At 62.0% G+C, this 14,233-nt stretch carries 18 protein-coding genes and 2 tRNA genes; 7 read left to right on the top strand and 13 right to left on the bottom strand.

Annotated features, from left to right (window positions below; genetic code table 11):
- Positions 1–17 precede the first annotated feature (17 nt).
- The 4 genes from AB4068_RS05045 (at position 18) to AB4068_RS05030 (ending at position 1,389) form a co-directional block, all read left to right on the top strand.
- Positions 18–91 (top strand) — tRNA-Ile (locus AB4068_RS05045).
- A gap of 57 nt (positions 92–148) precedes the next feature.
- The gene (locus AB4068_RS05040; protein ID WP_216363197.1) at positions 149–265 is read left to right on the top strand and encodes a DLW-39 family protein; all 117 of its coding nucleotides are present in this window, start codon (positions 149–151) and stop codon (positions 263–265) included.
- Between the two features lie 73 nt (positions 266–338).
- Positions 339–414 (top strand) — tRNA-Ala (locus tag AB4068_RS05035).
- 66 nt (positions 415–480) lie between these two features.
- Positions 481–1,389, top strand: coding sequence for a DMT family transporter (locus tag AB4068_RS05030; protein ID WP_441432826.1), 909 nt, complete (start codon positions 481–483; stop codon positions 1,387–1,389).
- A 4-nt stretch (positions 1,390–1,393) separates the two neighbouring features.
- Here AB4068_RS05030 and AB4068_RS05025 read toward each other — a convergent pair whose 3' ends face one another.
- Together AB4068_RS05025 and AB4068_RS05020 are read right to left on the bottom strand one after the other, a co-directional pair.
- Positions 1,394–2,278 (bottom strand): glycosyltransferase, encoded by an 885-nt coding sequence (locus AB4068_RS05025; protein ID WP_059388873.1) that lies wholly within the window; start codon positions 2,276–2,278, stop codon positions 1,394–1,396.
- Between the two features lie 123 nt (positions 2,279–2,401).
- Entirely contained in the window at positions 2,402–3,382 is a 981-nt protein-coding gene (locus AB4068_RS05020; protein WP_441432825.1) for a hypothetical protein, read from the bottom strand.
- A 153-nt stretch (positions 3,383–3,535) separates the two neighbouring features.
- On the opposite strand from AB4068_RS05020, the gene AB4068_RS05015 reads away from it, so the two are divergent.
- Positions 3,536–4,078, top strand: coding sequence for a peptidylprolyl isomerase (locus tag AB4068_RS05015; RefSeq protein ID WP_059388874.1), 543 nt, complete (start codon positions 3,536–3,538; stop codon positions 4,076–4,078).
- A 21-nt stretch (positions 4,079–4,099) separates the two neighbouring features.
- Positions 4,100–4,969: a rhomboid family intramembrane serine protease gene (locus tag AB4068_RS05010; RefSeq protein ID WP_441432824.1), complete on the top strand. Its 870-nt coding sequence runs from the start codon at positions 4,100–4,102 to the stop codon at positions 4,967–4,969.
- A 13-nt stretch (positions 4,970–4,982) separates the two neighbouring features.
- Here the strand turns inward: AB4068_RS05010 and AB4068_RS05005 are convergent, their stop codons facing one another.
- The 11 genes from AB4068_RS05005 to AB4068_RS04955 all read right to left on the bottom strand — a co-directional run bounded on the left by AB4068_RS05005 (position 4,983) and on the right by AB4068_RS04955 (position 13,082).
- Entirely contained in the window at positions 4,983–5,453 is a 471-nt protein-coding gene (locus AB4068_RS05005; RefSeq protein WP_284988567.1) for an SRPBCC family protein, read from the bottom strand.
- Positions 5,428–5,832, bottom strand: a complete 405-nt coding sequence (locus AB4068_RS05000; protein WP_059388877.1) for an ArsR/SmtB family transcription factor — start codon at positions 5,830–5,832, stop codon at positions 5,428–5,430. Before AB4068_RS05000 ends, AB4068_RS05005 begins: the two co-directional genes overlap by 26 nt.
- A gap of 785 nt (positions 5,833–6,617) precedes the next feature.
- Positions 6,618–7,973, bottom strand: coding sequence for an FtsW/RodA/SpoVE family cell cycle protein (locus tag AB4068_RS04995; RefSeq protein ID WP_284988568.1), 1,356 nt, complete (start codon positions 7,971–7,973; stop codon positions 6,618–6,620).
- 140 nt (positions 7,974–8,113) lie between these two features.
- Positions 8,114–9,139: a cation diffusion facilitator family transporter gene (locus tag AB4068_RS04990; protein WP_441432823.1), complete on the bottom strand. Its 1,026-nt coding sequence runs from the start codon at positions 9,137–9,139 to the stop codon at positions 8,114–8,116.
- A complete protein-coding gene (locus AB4068_RS04985; protein ID WP_059388880.1) occupies positions 9,136–9,498 on the bottom strand; it encodes an ArsR/SmtB family transcription factor in 363 nt (120 codons plus the stop codon). The genes AB4068_RS04990 and AB4068_RS04985 overlap by 4 nt, the downstream gene beginning before the upstream one ends.
- Before the next feature lie 306 nt (positions 9,499–9,804).
- Entirely contained in the window at positions 9,805–10,407 is a 603-nt protein-coding gene (locus AB4068_RS04980; RefSeq protein WP_059388881.1) for a DNA-3-methyladenine glycosylase I, read from the bottom strand.
- A gap of 56 nt (positions 10,408–10,463) precedes the next feature.
- Entirely contained in the window at positions 10,464–11,159 is a 696-nt protein-coding gene (locus AB4068_RS04975) for an alpha-ketoglutarate-dependent dioxygenase AlkB family protein (protein ID WP_306963395.1), read from the bottom strand.
- Positions 11,156–11,776: a methylated-DNA--[protein]-cysteine S-methyltransferase gene (locus AB4068_RS04970; protein ID WP_332603072.1), complete on the bottom strand. Its 621-nt coding sequence runs from the start codon at positions 11,774–11,776 to the stop codon at positions 11,156–11,158. Before AB4068_RS04970 ends, AB4068_RS04975 begins: the two co-directional genes overlap by 4 nt.
- On the bottom strand, positions 11,773–12,279 hold the full coding sequence (locus AB4068_RS04965; RefSeq protein ID WP_307054150.1) for an RNA polymerase sigma factor: 507 nt from the start codon (positions 12,277–12,279) through the stop codon (positions 11,773–11,775). Before AB4068_RS04965 ends, AB4068_RS04970 begins: the two co-directional genes overlap by 4 nt.
- Positions 12,279–12,788: a methylated-DNA--[protein]-cysteine S-methyltransferase gene (locus AB4068_RS04960; RefSeq protein WP_441432822.1), complete on the bottom strand. Its 510-nt coding sequence runs from the start codon at positions 12,786–12,788 to the stop codon at positions 12,279–12,281. Before AB4068_RS04960 ends, AB4068_RS04965 begins: the two co-directional genes overlap by 1 nt.
- A 42-nt stretch (positions 12,789–12,830) precedes the next feature.
- Positions 12,831–13,082: a cell division protein CrgA gene (locus AB4068_RS04955; RefSeq protein WP_059388883.1), complete on the bottom strand. Its 252-nt coding sequence runs from the start codon at positions 13,080–13,082 to the stop codon at positions 12,831–12,833.
- Positions 13,083–13,260: 178 nt separating this feature from the next.
- On the opposite strand from AB4068_RS04955, the gene AB4068_RS04950 reads away from it, so the two are divergent.
- A complete protein-coding gene (locus tag AB4068_RS04950; protein WP_370872250.1) occupies positions 13,261–14,121 on the top strand; it encodes a class E sortase in 861 nt (286 codons plus the stop codon).
- Positions 14,122–14,233: the final 112 nt, after the last annotated feature.

Raw genomic sequence — 14,233 nt, 5'->3', positions numbered from 1 at the left:
GGCCCGAAGAGGTATCGGGGCGTATAGCTCAGGCGGTTAGAGCGCTTCGCTGATAACGAAGAGGTCCCAGGTTCAAGTCCTGGTACGCCCACGGAACCTGCACAGGTTTTGTTAAAGGTTCAGGAAACTGAACCGGAACGGGGTGCATGTGAAGAAGTTGCTCGTAGTTGCAGCTGCGATCGCAGGCGTCCTGCTCTACAAAAAAGTGCAGGAATCCGAAGCCCAGAAGACAGTCTGGAGCAAGGCAACCGACACGGTTGACTAGCGAAAGGCGCCCCGCCTGGAGATGGCGAAAACCATCGAAGGAACTAGGGTAGTATGGACGGGTTGCTTCTTATGGGGGCATGGCGCAATTGGTAGCGCACCTGCTTTGCAAGCAGGGGGTTCGGGGTTCGAGTCCCCGTGCCTCCACCATAGGAAAGAGTCCCGGTCAGAAATGACCGGGACTCTTTGCGTTAACCGCCCCACTAAGGTTGAAATGTGAACTTCATTGTTGCTGCTTTGGGTGTGCTCGGCGTCGCGTCATCCGGACCCCTCATCGCGGGAACGCTTGGAGCTACTTCCGTCACGGCACTCGCTATCGCCTTTTGGCGCAACGCGATCGCCGCGGTCGTCATGGCCTCGCCGGTCCTGATCCGCGAGCCGCGCCAGTTCCGCAAGATCACCCGGAACGAGTTCACCTCGTCCGCTGTGGCAGCAGTGGCACTGGCCTTCCACTTCGCGTGCTTCATCACCGCGCTCCAACTCACCTCTGTCGCGGCCGCTACCGCCCTGGTGTGCCTGCAGTCCGCCTGGATCGCCGTTTTCCAGCTCCTCCGCGGCACAAAGCACCGCTGGCCGGTCCTCGTGGGCCTGGGTATCGCGCTGGGCGGCGTAGCCGCCATCACGGGCTTCGATATGGGATCCTCCCCGAAAGCCTTTCTTGGTGACATCCTGGCTCTCGCCGGAGGCGCCCTGGCCGGCCTATATACCTTGGCCGGAGGCAAAGCCCGCCAGAGCATGGGCATTGGAACATATACGACGCTTTGCTACGGGATCTGTGCGGCCATCGTCGCTGTGCTCGCCATCACGGGCGGCCAGCCGCTTGTAGGGTTCGACGCCGGCGGCTGGCTGGGGATCGTGGCCATCACCGTGTGTGCACAACTGGTGGGCCACACCGCCTTCAACCATCTCCTGGCGACCATGAGCCCGCTCCTGGTGTCCATGATCATCCTGCTGGAGATTCCGGGCGCAGCCATTCTCGCTGCCGTCTTCTTGCACGAGACCCTGCCGGCCGGTACCTATGCGGGACTCGCCTTGATCCTGGTTGGACTCGCCGTCGTCGTCGCCGGTCAGCGGAGCGGCAAGGGCGACGCCGAGGGCAAGATCGCCGAACTCGGCACTGACTGAGTGGCTAGAGGCCGCCTCGGCGGACGCCTTGGCCGGCATTGGCCGTGTGGATGGCCCGCAGAAGCTTGGCCGGGAAGTAGACCGAGAAGAACACCACCATGGGAGCCTTCAGGGCCATCTTCTTGACGTTGTGTGCCTTGTAGGTGCGGTCGAAGCGGGTCACGTAATAGCGGTAGTCGCGCGGTGAATCTTCGAGCCGGCGGGCAGACATGCCAGAGACCATCTGCGGCCAATACTGCACCCTGAGATCGTGGTCGGCAAGGTGCAGGGAGAGATCGATGTCCTCGTGCATCTCGTCCCTTTCATCCAGGCAGGTTTCGTCCCGGATGGTTTCCCATGCGGAGCGGCGAAGCGCCATGTTGGATCCAAAAAGGAAGTGGTACTGATGCTTCGCAAGCCGAAGCATGAGCTGGCGCATTTTGTCGTCGGCCTTGAGTCCGAATCGACGCATCGGCATGTCGTAGTAGACCACCGGACCCGTGGCCGCCTGCACCGAGGGATCGGCGAAAGCCTTTTGGACCTGCTCAACCCAGTCGGGTTCAACGACGGAGTCGGCATCGATCCGGCCGAGGATGTCCGACGTGGCTCGATTGAGGCCAAAGTTGCGGGTGGGGATGAGTCCCTGCGCTTTGTCCTGGCTCAGCAGCATGATGGGGCTTTCCGGGTATTCCTGCTGCATCTGCGTGACGATCTGGGCGGTGCGGTCCGTGGACTTGTTGTCAACGACGATGATCTCGTCCGCAGGTACTGACTGGTAGATGGCCGCGATCAGGCATTGCCGTATGACGCTTTCCTCGTTGTACGCCGGGATGATGATTGAAACGCTCGGCTTCACGGGTGCGACGGCTGCATTGGTGGCTGCATCTACGAAAGATCTATCGGCTGGCATCCCCATAAATCTAACATCAGGGCGGTGTCACGTGAGGAAGCCTCCGGTGACAAGTGGCCAAACAATTGAAGGGACCCCGGCGAACCGGGATCCCTTCAACGTGGAGCGAATATGGCTATTTGCCTAGGCCTCGTGCTTGCCGGCTTCGTCTGTGGCCGGCTGGTCCTTGGCCGCTTCGTCCTTGTGGAGGCTGGCGGCGATGTTCTTTACCGCGGTCTTGGCGTCGGTTGCCACTTTTGCTGCAGTGTCCGTAGCGTCCTCGACTGCGTGCTTTGCCTTCTCGGCTACGGCTTCGGCTTTCTCAGCAACGTTGAGTTTTACGTCGTCAATCGTGTCAGCTACCTTGGTGGCGGCCTCGTTCGCCTTGTCAGCGACCTTCTCGGCTGCTGCCGCGGCGGGCACCGGCGACGGCGTTACCGGGGCCGGGGTCTTCCACGGGTCCTCCACCGGACGGCTGGCCTTCCATGCGGCGACGCCGGCCGCGGCAGCTGCTGCAATGACCGTGAAGATCAGGAGACCGCGCTTTTTGGGCTTCCGGGTCTTGGCCAGTTCTTTCGAGACTGTTTTGGACGCTTCCTCGGCCGCGGCTTTCAGCTGGGCCCCTGTGGCTTGTGCTTGCTCCTGCAGATTGTGAACCACTCCCGAGTCCACCAGCTTCTGGGCGACTGCGTCCAYCTGCGCGGGTGCATTCTCGAGGGCCTGGTGGACAACCACGGAGGCTTGCCCGAGCTGCTCGGAAAGCTTGGGCAAGTACTCCTCAACAACTTTGTCCCGCGCGTGGCTGAGCGCCGGGGTGGCTTTGTTAAGGGCTTCCTGGATCTTGGGTGAGGCGTCCTCGACGACGTCGTGGATCTTCGGCGCGAGGTTCGCCAGGCCTTCCTGGAGCTTCGGCGTGACGGTTGCAACGCCGTCGGCGAGGTTGTAGGCAGCCGATTTCAGGCCTTCCTGGAGCTTCGGCGACGCGGTGTCGATTCCGTGCTGGATGCGGGGAACAGCCCAGTTCACAGCTGCTTCGACGCGCGGTGTCGCCCAGTCCTTGGCATTTTCGACACCATTCACAACGGTGTGTTCAAGTTCGCGGGCAATCCGGTCCGATTTCTTCACAACTACCTCCCGATCAACATGCTCGTTTGTTGTTAGCCTACGTCGCTTGTTCGGCACCGGCTATTCATCCAGCGGATTCATGGAAGATTTCACCGAGCGCGGAACCGCCCTCCTGGCCGCCCCGGCGTTGACCCTGCGTGAAACAATGGCGATATGACCATCGCAACCGCAAAAGCAACTTTCCACACGAGCCTCGGTGACATCGTGGTTGACCTCTTCGGCAACCACGCGCCCAAGACGGTAGCCAACTTCGTTGGCCTGGCCACCGGCGAAAAGTCCTGGACGCACCCGGAGACCGGTGAAGACAAGACTGGTACCCCGCTGTACAACGGCACGATTTTCCACCGCATCATCAAAGACTTCATGATCCAGGGCGGCGATCCCCTCGGTCGCGGTATCGGCGGTCCGGGCTACAAGTTCGACGACGAGATCCACCCGGAACTCAACTTCAACGCCCCTTACAAGCTGGCCATGGCCAACGCCGGCATCCAGATGGGCAAGGGCACCAACGGTTCCCAGTTCTTCATCACCACGGTCAACACCGACTGGCTTTTCGGCAAGCACTCCATCTTCGGTGAGGTTGCAGACGAAGAGTCCAAGAAAGTTGTAGACGCCATCGAGGCTGTCCGCACCGGCATGGGCGATCGCCCCGTCGAAGACGTCGTCATCAACAGCATCGACATTGTCCAGCTCTGATCCCCGGAGCCTGAACAGCATATGAGTTACGGAATCCCGGCGGCAGAGCCGTCAGCAGACATTCCGGTGTGCCCCAGGCACCCGGACAGGCCCTCCTATGTGCGGTGCCAGCGTTGCGGGCGTCCCGCATGCCCCGAATGCCAGYGGGCGGCCGCCGTCGGGTTCCAATGCATTGACTGCGTCAATGAAATGAAGCGTTCGACGCCGGCAGTGCGTTCCGCCTATGGCGGCGCCATTGCGACAGGACGTCCTTTGGCGACGTACATACTTATCGGGCTGTGTGCCCTGGTGTACGTGCTGCAATGGTTGATTCCCGGCGGTGTCGTGGAGAATCAACTCGCTTTTGCGTCCGTCTACGCCGCTCCGCAATACGGGGCCTTCGAACCCTGGCGGATGCTGACCAGCGCTTTTGTCCATTCCCAGGGCTTTGTCCTGCACATCGTGCTCAACATGTACATGCTCTGGATTTTCGGCCAGGTGCTGGAGCCGGTCTTGGGGCGCATCCGCTTCCTGGCCGTCTACCTGTTGTCCGCCATTGGCGGCTCTGTCGGTTTCCTACTTCTGACACCTGTTTTGCCTCCCACTGGAGTGGAAGGTGCGTCCGGCGCCATCTTCGGCCTCTTTGGCGCACTGTTGGTAGTTCAAAGCCGGCGCGGCGGAGACACCCGGCAGCTGTGGATCCTCATTGCCATCAACGGCGTGATTGGCTTCGTTGTCCCCGGCATTGCCTGGCAGGCCCATTTGGGCGGCCTGATCACGGGTGGCCTGTGCGCCGCCGTGATTGCCTTTGCTCCGCGTGGACCCCGCCAGGCGCTGTTGCAGACCGCAGGCATGGCCCTGGTGGCCGGGATTCTGGTCCTCGCTACCGTCCTTCGGGCCACAGCGGGCTAACAGCTCCCTGGCTTTACCCCAGGAGTTCCTCCAAGCGGTCCATCGACTCTTTGATGCCCGCATCCATGCCGCTGGCTACTGCCATGTCCCGGGCTTCCACCGAAGGAAACACGGAGTGCTGCACTACGCGCGTGCGGCCTCCGAGGTCTTCAAACCTGGTGGTATCCAGCGTGACTTGCCCCGGGGCGCCGTCGAACTCAAAGGTCTGGATGATCCGCAATGGCTCCTGGACCTCGTGGAAGACCCCGCGGAAACCGAACTCGTTGCCTTGTTCGTCCACATGCGTGTAGCGGTAGCTGCCGCCTGTGCGCGCGTCGTATGACTCCAGGCGCATTTCCAGGCGACGCGGACCCAGCCATTTGACGACGAGTTCGGGGTCCGTGAAAGCCTGGAACACACGCGAGGGTGCGGCGTCGAAGTCGCGGCTCGTATCGATGAACGGCGTGCCCGCGGCGACGTCAATGGTTGTTGTGTTGGTGCTCATTGTTCTTCTCCTTTTCGGGACTGTCTTTGTCGGTTGTGCTGGCCAATAGTTCGTCCAGCCGGGCGAAACGTTCCTCGGCCTGAAGACGGTAGTTCTCGATCCACTCAGCCAAGGGACCCAGCGCTGTGGTGTTCAAATGGCAGGGACGGCGCTGCGCTTCCCTGCTCCTTGTGATGAGGCCCGCGCCCTCGAGCACTTGAAGGTGCTTGGAGATGGCTTGGAGGGTGACGGTGAAGGGCTGGGCGATCTCGTTGACGGTGGCATCGCCCAAGGCCAACCGCGCGAGTATCTTGCGGCGGACAGGATCGGCGAGGGCCATGAACGCCCTGTTGAGCTGGTCTTCCGGGTCCAGCACCGCTGCAGCAATCGTGCCCGGCATGCTTCTCCCCTGGTGGGTCGGGCCTGAGGATCGCGGATTTCGGGGTCCTCCGCCGTACTCAAGCAGATGGTTTATCAACTAGTTCATTGAATAACACCAGCTTAGAACTGCGCTTTCAGGTCCGTCAAGACTTTTGGATATGTTTTCCACAGGCCTTATCCACAGTGTGCGTAACTTACAAGCTTGTAGTTCGATGGTGAATGGACACTGTAGGGCGAGATGGCAGGGGTTGCGCTTTTCTCCGGCGATTAACGTCCACACCTGTGGATAACTTTTGCCCACACGCCTGTGGGTATGTGGATAAGAAGTGGGTTATCCGGGGGTGTGTGGACAACCTCAGTGTTCGCAGCCAAAAGAGCGCGGTATCAACAGAGTTATCAACATTGTTAATAACTCACATCGCTGTAGTTCGTTGTCTTTGCTGCCCCTTGAGGCCCGCCGTTCCGGGAGTTTTCCACTATGCAGGCACGGTTTTTCCCCAACTGTGGATAACTTGTGGGTAGCTGCCTGTTGTTAAGTGCGTAACTTCGACTTAAGGTGCCGGCGCGCCGCTAACCCAACTAGCTCGCAGTTGTTGTCGTTATGAGGCTCCAAAACGACAACAACTGCGGGGCCCACGCCGCCAGGGTTCCCTGGCCGAGCTTGCGAGGCGAGGGTGGCGGTGGGGACTAGCTGGGCCCACGCCGGGAGGGTTCCCTGGCCGCGGGGCCTTGCGAGGCGAGGGTGGCGGTGGGGACCACTTGGGCCGCTCGCCACGTGGTAGCTGACCGGTGTCCGTAAGGGTGTCAGACCGGAACGTGTTCGGTCTGGGACGCAACGGTTTGGGGCCTGCGCGCAGCGTCGCTGATCCGCAACAGCAGGGCGACGATGATCCAGTTGGCGAGGAGGGAGGACCCGCCAGCGGAGAGGAACGGCGTCGTGAGCCCCGTGAGGGGAATAAGGCGGGTGACGCCGCCGATAATGATGAAGCACTGAAGGGCCATGGAGAAGGCCAGCCCGCAGGCAAGGAGCTTCCCGAAAGCATCCCGGATGCCCAGGGCGGCCCGGAACCCTCTCGTGAAAAGGAGCAAATAGAGGAGAACGATCGCGAACAGCCCGATCAGGCCGAGTTCTTCACCAAGGGAAGCGATGATCATGTCGCTGTTCGCGAAAGGCACCAGGTCAGGGCTCCCGAGCCCGAGGCCCTTGCCGATCAGGCCGCCGTCGGCCATCCCGAAGAGGCCCTGGACAATCTGGGCGCTGCCTCCGGGGAATCGGGTGAAGACCTGGGGGTCGAAAGCGTTGATCCACGCGTCAATGCGCAAGCCGACATGGGAAAAAATCTTTGCTGCGGCGTATCCGCCCAAAAGCATGAGCACGACGCCGAGGACCAGCCAGCTGGCCCGGCTTGTGGCAACGTAGATCATTACGATAAATAGGCCGAACAGCAGTATGGACATGCCGAGGTCGTGCTGGAAAACCAGTACGCCCACGCTCGCGGCCCACGCGGTGATCATGGGCCCGGTGTCCTTGATCCTGGGGAACTGCAGGCGCCCGAATTTCCTGCCGGCCAGCAGGATCAAGTCCCGGTTGGAGGACAAGTAGCCCGCGAAGAAGACGGCCAGCGTAATCTTCACGATCTCGCCGGGCTGGAACTGCAGTGAACCGAGGCGTATCCAGACATTCGCGCCGTTGATGTCGCCGGCCGAAATGCCGGGCACGAGGGGAAGGATAAGGAGGGCGGCGCTGACCGCAAGTGCAATGAAGGTGTAACGGCGCAAAAGCCGGTGGTCCTTCAATAACCACAAAACGGCGGCCGCGACCAGGACCGAAACGATCGTCCATGTGAGCTGATTAGCCCCGGCAGTCGTACCGTTTGAGGCATCCAAGCGTCGGATCATGGCGATACCGAGGCCGTTCAAAGCCACCACAATCGGGAGGATCACGGGATCCGCATACCTTGCCTTGAACCGCAGGACGACGTGGAAGATCCCCGCCAGCGCCGTCAAGGTACCGGCCTGAAGCCAGAATCCAACGTCGAGGGCTTCCTTCTTGTCGACACTGGTCATTGCAAGGGCCCCAATGCCGACGCCAAGTGCCAACACCAGCAGCACCATCTCCACGTTTCGGCGAGGCTTCGCCAGAATCGCTTGCTGGCTCATGGGCATCTTCTTTCGTGGATCTAGGGCGGCCGGCGGGTCCGGTTCGTTGGCTCAAGATCGGGTCAGTGGCTCAACATAAGGTTCAGTGGGCCATCATAACCGCAGCGGCTGGGGAGCGGTTGGGAACTGGATCCGGTCGATCAGCGGCAAGCGTCCGTAACGGTCTGTATCACCATGTCGTCGAGCTTGGGGAGCGCGTGTTCAAGCCGGCGCCTGGCCTCGCCGACGGTTTCTTCAATCGCTGACAGCGGCGCGTCGGCGACGACGATAGTCGTGGCGCCCTGCAGGCGATGGCCGACCCAACGCAGTTGCAGTTTTGGCACCGAGAATACACCGGGTGTCATTTCCAACGCCGCCTGGGCGCTGTCCAGCACCTCGGGTTCTATACCGTCCATCAGGCGTCGTCCGATGCTGCGAACCGTTCCCCAAAGCAGGACGATGATGGCGGCCGAAATCAGCAGGCCGACAATCGGGTCCGCCAAAGGGAAACCGAGCAGAACGCCGCCGGCTCCAAGCACCACTGCGAGGGAGGTGAATCCGTCAATGCGCGCATGCACGCCGTCAGCAACCAGCGCAGCTGACCCGATCTGCCGGCCGACCCTGATCCTGTAGACGGCCACAATTTCATTGCCCGCAAAGCCTATGATTCCGGCCGCAAGAACCCACCACAGATTGTGCAGGGGTTGGGGATGGAAAAGGCGATCGATGGATTGCCATGCGGCGACCACTGCTGAAAGCGCTACGACGCCGACAATGAAAAGCCCGGCAAGATCCTCCGCCCGCCCGTATCCATAGGTGTAGCGACGGGTTGCCGCACGACGTCCCAGTATGAACGCGATCCACAATGGCACTGCGGTGAGCGCGTCCGAGAAGTTGTGGATTGTGTCGGCCAGCAATGCGACGGAGCCGCTGATGAGGACCACAAGAAACTGCAGGACCGTGGTGCCCAGGAGTATGAAAAGGCTGATCTTCAGTGCCCGGACGCCCTGCGTACTCGACTCGAGGGCATCATCGATTGAATCGGCGGAATCGTGGGTGTGCGGGACAAAGAGCTCATACAGCCACCCCTTGAGACCCTTGTGGTGCGTATGGGAGTGTCCGTCGTGGTCGTGGTCGTGGTCGTGCACGTGGTGCTCGTGATGACCAACTTGCGGATGACCGCTCATGCCGATTCCTGTTCTGCGCGGTGGTGTGCCGGGGTACCGCCCAAGGCGTGCTCCGCCTGGAATATTGCATCCGCGACTAGCTGGCGGGCATGCTCGTTCTCGAGGCGGTACATGACCCTGGTTCCGTCCTGTCGCGTGGAAACCATTCTCGCCAAGCGCATTTTGGCAAGGTGCTGCGACACTGCGGCCGGAGACTTCCCTAGGAGTTCCGCCAGAGCTCCGACGGCCATTTCGCCGTTCCGGAGCGCCAGGACGATCCGGACCCTCGTGGCGTCAGCCAGCATCGCGAATACTTCCACAGCCAATTCAACGTATTGGCTATCGACCCCCAGCGAGCAAGCACTCTTATCTGCATTCATACGCAGATTCTTTCACACATCCCGACTAAACCGATATCGCGGACCCGGGATAGCGAACCGGAAGCTGATGGGTCCGTGATGAGCGGGGCCAGAATGAAGTTCTCAATACCTCGGGAGTGAACTCTCCGTGAACCCGCGGACACTATCCACAGCCTTGTACACACTGGGTAAAACCACGAGACCAAGGCATGGGTGCTCGGCTATCGCCTGAATGTCGGGGATCCCGGCTTCATGTACATGGATGTCCACATGAATTGTCCACAGCTGTGGATAAAGTTACGCACTTCTGTGGAAAGAGGGTGGGTATCAGAGCCAAACTCCCGAGCTGCCCCGACGATGGCTGTCCAGAAGGTGGGTATCGATCATCCCGATCGCCTCCATCAGCGCGTACATGGTGGTGGGGCCCACGAACGCGAAGCCCTTCTTCCGCAGCGCCTTGGACAGGGCAATCGATTCCGGCGATTGGGTAGCGACGTCGGCAAAGGTTCGCGGTTCCGGCGTCGACTCCGGTTGGAACGACCACACGAAGTCCACCAACCCGCCCTCGCTCCGCAAGGCGATCGTCGCCTTGGCGTTGGTGATGGCCGCACGGATCTTGAGGCGGTTGCGGACGATTCCCGAATCCTGCATCAACCGCTCCACGTCCGCCTCCGTGAAAGCCGCGACGCTTTCAGGGTGGAAGTCCAGGAAAGCGGACCGGAATGCCTCCCGCTTGCGCAAAATGGTGGCCCAGGACAGGCCCGCCTGAAAGCCCTCGAGGCTGATGCGCTCATACAAGCCCCGTTCGTCCCTTACAGGCATGCCCCACTCGTGGTCGTAGTACTCCCGCATGAGCGGGTCAACGGATGCCCACGGCGGACGCGCAAGGCCGTCGTCGCCAATGATGGTGCCGTTCTCGGGCGGGTTCATAGCTGTTCCTCCACAGGAAGCCGGGCAGAAGCTGTTGTTGCCATTGTGCCCCGGTCCTACGACATTCCCGTGACGCGCATGGTGATGTTGATCCGCCCCCTCGGCAGCCCGCAACCTTCAGGAGCCGTTCCGGGGAGGACTTTGGTGACTCCGTGGTACGCAAAACGGGAAGCGCCTCCGAACACGAAGAGGTCCCCAGAGGAGAGCCCGACGTCGGTATACGGCTTGGTGCGCGTCTCCGTGTTTCCGAAGCGGAAGAGGCAACTGTCTCCCATGCTGAGGGACACCACGGGGGCCCGGGACTTTTCGTCCTTGTCCTGGTGCATCCCCATCTTGGCGGTCTCGTCGTAGAAATTCACCAGCGCGGTGTCCGGCGTATACCTGGCGGCTTCGGCGGCGTCGCCGTACGCCTCCAACATTGCTTTGCGGCCCAGGCGCACCATCCAGTCAGGAAAGTCGAGGACCCGCCGCCCGTTGACGTCAAAGGCCTCGCGTGTGTATCGATAGGGCTGCCAGTGCCAGCCGAGGCAGACTGTCCGTACGGACATCGGGTGGCCGCCGGGAAGGACGGCGGCACGCAAGGGGACGGGACCCCGCGTCCACTCTTCGAAGCGGGCCACTATCCACCGTTGCTGCTCAAGGCTCAGCCAGCCCGGAACGTGCACCGCGCCGGGCGCGATCACCCGGGGACCGGCGTCGGGCGCGTCCGGCAACTCAAGGGGAAACAGCGGTTCCGTCCACCCGGAACTCATGCTGCCTCAAGAGCCAACAAGGCGCGCTTGGCTTCCGTGCCGCCGAGGTAGTTGCCGAACGATCCATCGGATTTCACCACCCGGTGGCAAGGCACAATCACCGGCAGCGGGTTGGTGGCGCAAGCGGTGCCGACGGCGCGCACGGCCCGCGGACTTCCGGCGGCCAAGGCCACTTGCGCGTAGCTTTCCGTATGGCCGTAGGCGATCTGCGGCAAATGTTCCAGGACGCTGAGCCGGAACCCGCGCGAAAGGCTGAAATCCAAGGGGACGTCGAATTGGTGCCGGGTCCCGGCAAAATACTCGTCCAGTTCGCGGGCAGCCGGATCCAGGCGGCTCGCCGAGAAAAGGATCCGCGGACTGAGCTTTTCCGCGAGCAGCTGCAGTACGGCATCGTGGTCTTCCACTTCGAACGCCACGCGCACCATGCCGCGTTCCGTGGCGGCGAGGAGCAGTTTGCCGATCGGGGAATCCACTGTGCGGTAGGCAATATCGAGCGTGTGCTGCTCCGCCGCAGCCGCTGCGAGGCGGTCGTGGAGCCGCTGCATGATGGCCGGTTCTGCGGATTCGAGGGGAGCGAGCAGCTCGGAGACGTCCGGATCGTCGTGGTGGATGGTCATGGGGTTTCTTCTTTCACGTAGCTCAAGGAGCTGTCGAGGAGAATGGTGCGCAACGCCTTGACGCCGTCGGCTCCCGCGCGGCGCGCGGCGTCGGGAGTTCCGCCGAGGAGCCCGGCGACTTCTTTGTACGGGAGCCCGGCGAGGTAGTGGTACGCCACAGCTTGGCGCTGTTTCGGCGGAAGCTGCCCGACGGCGTCGAGCACCTCCCGGCGACCGTCGCCGGGGATGCCGAGTCCGGACGGTCGCACAGGCAGTTCGTCCACGGGAACCGGCCGGCGGTTCCTGGAGCGGACGATGTCGATGGACTTGCGGTGGGCGATGGTGACGAGCCAGGCCTGGACATTGGCACCCGCCGGTAGTTCGGGGTAGGCCTTCAAAGCGGAGAGGAAAGTCTCGGACCAGCCGTCTTCCGCGTCATGGTCGCCGAGGACCGCGCGGCACACGCGCAGGACCGTGGGTCCGTGCTCGCGGACCACCAGCTCGAACGGCTTCTTGGGCTCCATTAGAAGAGCTTGCTTTCCTTTGCCGCCGCTGGTTCTTCCAGTTCCAGGAGGAACCGTTTGTTGTCGAGGCCGCCGGCGTAACCGGTGAGCTTCCCGTCGCGCCCCACAACCCGATGGCACGGGATGATGATGCTCAGCGGATTGCGGCCGACTGCCGAGCCGACGGCCTGGGAAAGGTTGCGATCGCCCAGTTCAGTGGCCAATTCCCCGTAGCTGACGGTTTCCCCGTACGGAATTTCTTCGAGTCTTGCCCAGACCCGCTCCTGGAAAGGATTCCCTGAAGCCTTGAACGGGACATCGAACACGGTCCGCTCGCCAGCCAGGTACTCCCCCAGTTCAAGAGCGGTTTGCTGGAACAAGGGATCCTCAGCCGGTACGGCCTCACCGAAGAACTCCGATGGCGGCATATGCCAATGACCCTCGAAGAAAATGCCGGTCAGCAGATCGTCCTGGGCAGTCAGCGTGAGCCGGCCCAGCGGGGAATCAATGGTTGTGTGCCTGGTGGTCATGTCTGGTAGACGCTGCAGGCGGCCGAAATGTGAGGTCGCCGCTCAGGAGCGCCAGCGCGTGGTCATGAGGAAGCCGACGATCGCGATGCCGAAGCCCGCCACGATGTTCCAGGACGCCCATGCAGGTACGGGAAGCTGGCCGCTGGTGATGTAGAACGTGATGATCCACAGCAGGCCGATGATCATGAGACCGAACATGACTGGCTTGTACCAGATGGGGTTCGGTTTGTACTGCTGCGTGGTGGCCGCTTCGGTGGGGCGGGCGGCCCTCTTGCGGGGCTTGGACTCGGGCACGGTTCCTCCTTGGCCGGCTGAATGAAAGGCCGCGCGCCGGCTTGATATCCTGCAGGAAGGAAAATTCCAGCGGTCAACGCGCACGCGGCAATTCCGGGGTTCGTTCTAGCAGTCAAGTCTAGCCGGATTTCGGGGGCTGCTCGTCGTCGGGCATCCGCGCCTGCAAAGAGGAGATCCAGTGGCGCAGCAGCAGACGCAGCAAGCCGCTGCCGTGCCGGACGACGGCACAGGAACCGGCGCGGAGGGTTCCGGCCCCGCGGGACACAAGCCGCGCCCGGCGAGGCGCAAGGGACGGCCAAGCACGGGGGACGTCGTGCGCAAGATCGTCCAGGTCGTGGGCGAGTTGCTCGTCACCGCCGGACTTATCCTGCTGCTCTTTGTGGCGTGGGAACTGTGGTGGACCAACGTCGAAGCCGATGCCAAGCAAAGCCAGGCCGTCCAGGGTTTTGCCAAGAGTTTCGCGGGACCGGTGGCACCCGTTGTCCCTGCCAACCCTGCTGCACGGCCCGACTACGGGAAGCCCGTGGTTGCCGAGGCTCCCGAACACGGCGGCATGATCGGCATCATGTACATCCCTCGATTCGGCGCGGATTATTCGCGGCCCATCATCGAGGGCACCGGTTCCGACATCCTGGATACGCTGGGCCTCGGCCACTACGGAACCACGAGCATGCCCGGAGCCCCGGGCAACTTCGCCGTCGCCGGCCACCGCCAGACCCACGGCGCAGTGCTGGACAACATCCACCTTCTGGTTCCGGGCGACAAAATCTACGTGCAGACCAAAGACGGCTATTACACGTATGTCTTCCGCAACAACCAGATCGTGTTGCCCTCGCGGACGGACGTCCTTCTGCCGGTCCCCACACAACCAGGTGCGACGCCCACCGAAAGCTACCTGACCATGACGAGCTGCAATCCGCGCTTCGGTGCGCAAGAACGCATCATCGCCTACTCCTTGTTGGAAAGCTGGCAGCCGGCATCAGCCGGGCCGCCGCAGGACATCGCCAAGCAAGTCGCCCAGACGGCCGGAAAGGGCTAAGCCATGTACGGATGGATCTTCCGCCACCTCCCGGGACCCCTCTGGGTGCGTATCCTGACATCAGCGGCACTCGTGGCATGCGCGCTTGTCCTGATGGTCCAGTTCCTCTTCC

This window comes from Arthrobacter sp. 2RAF22 (assembly GCF_052115325.1).
Lineage (GTDB): Bacteria > Actinomycetota > Actinomycetes > Actinomycetales > Micrococcaceae > Arthrobacter.
This window is presented reverse-complemented; position numbering and strand designations above follow the sequence as displayed.

Excerpts from the sequence above, each read along its gene's own strand:
- AB4068_RS04990 (WP_441432823.1), bottom strand. The coding sequence starts at position 9,139 with ATGAGCGGTCATCCGCAAGTTGGTCATCACGAGCACCACGTGCACGAC.
- AB4068_RS05000 (WP_059388877.1), bottom strand. The coding sequence starts at position 5,832 with ATGCCGGGCACGATTGCTGCAGCGGTGCTGGACCCGGAAGACCAGCTC.
- AB4068_RS05005 (WP_284988567.1), bottom strand. The coding sequence starts at position 5,453 with ATGAGCACCAACACAACAACCATTGACGTCGCCGCGGGCACGCCGTTC.
- AB4068_RS04965 (WP_307054150.1), bottom strand. The coding sequence starts at position 12,279 with ATGGAGCCCAAGAAGCCGTTCGAGCTGGTGGTCCGCGAGCACGGACCC.
- AB4068_RS05015 (WP_059388874.1), top strand. The coding sequence starts at position 3,536 with ATGACCATCGCAACCGCAAAAGCAACTTTCCACACGAGCCTCGGTGAC.
- AB4068_RS04985 (WP_059388880.1), bottom strand. The coding sequence starts at position 9,498 with ATGAATGCAGATAAGAGTGCTTGCTCGCTGGGGGTCGATAGCCAATAC.
- AB4068_RS04975 (WP_306963395.1), bottom strand. The coding sequence starts at position 11,159 with ATGAGTTCCGGGTGGACGGAACCGCTGTTTCCCCTTGAGTTGCCGGAC.
- AB4068_RS04980 (WP_059388881.1), bottom strand. The coding sequence starts at position 10,407 with ATGAACCCGCCCGAGAACGGCACCATCATTGGCGACGACGGCCTTGCG.
- AB4068_RS04960 (WP_441432822.1), bottom strand. The coding sequence starts at position 12,788 with ATGACCACCAGGCACACAACCATTGATTCCCCGCTGGGCCGGCTCACG.
- AB4068_RS04970 (WP_332603072.1), bottom strand. The coding sequence starts at position 11,776 with ATGACCATCCACCACGACGATCCGGACGTCTCCGAGCTGCTCGCTCCC.
- AB4068_RS05025 (WP_059388873.1), bottom strand. The coding sequence starts at position 2,278 with ATGCCAGCCGATAGATCTTTCGTAGATGCAGCCACCAATGCAGCCGTC.
- AB4068_RS04995 (WP_284988568.1), bottom strand. The coding sequence starts at position 7,973 with ATGAGCCAGCAAGCGATTCTGGCGAAGCCTCGCCGAAACGTGGAGATG.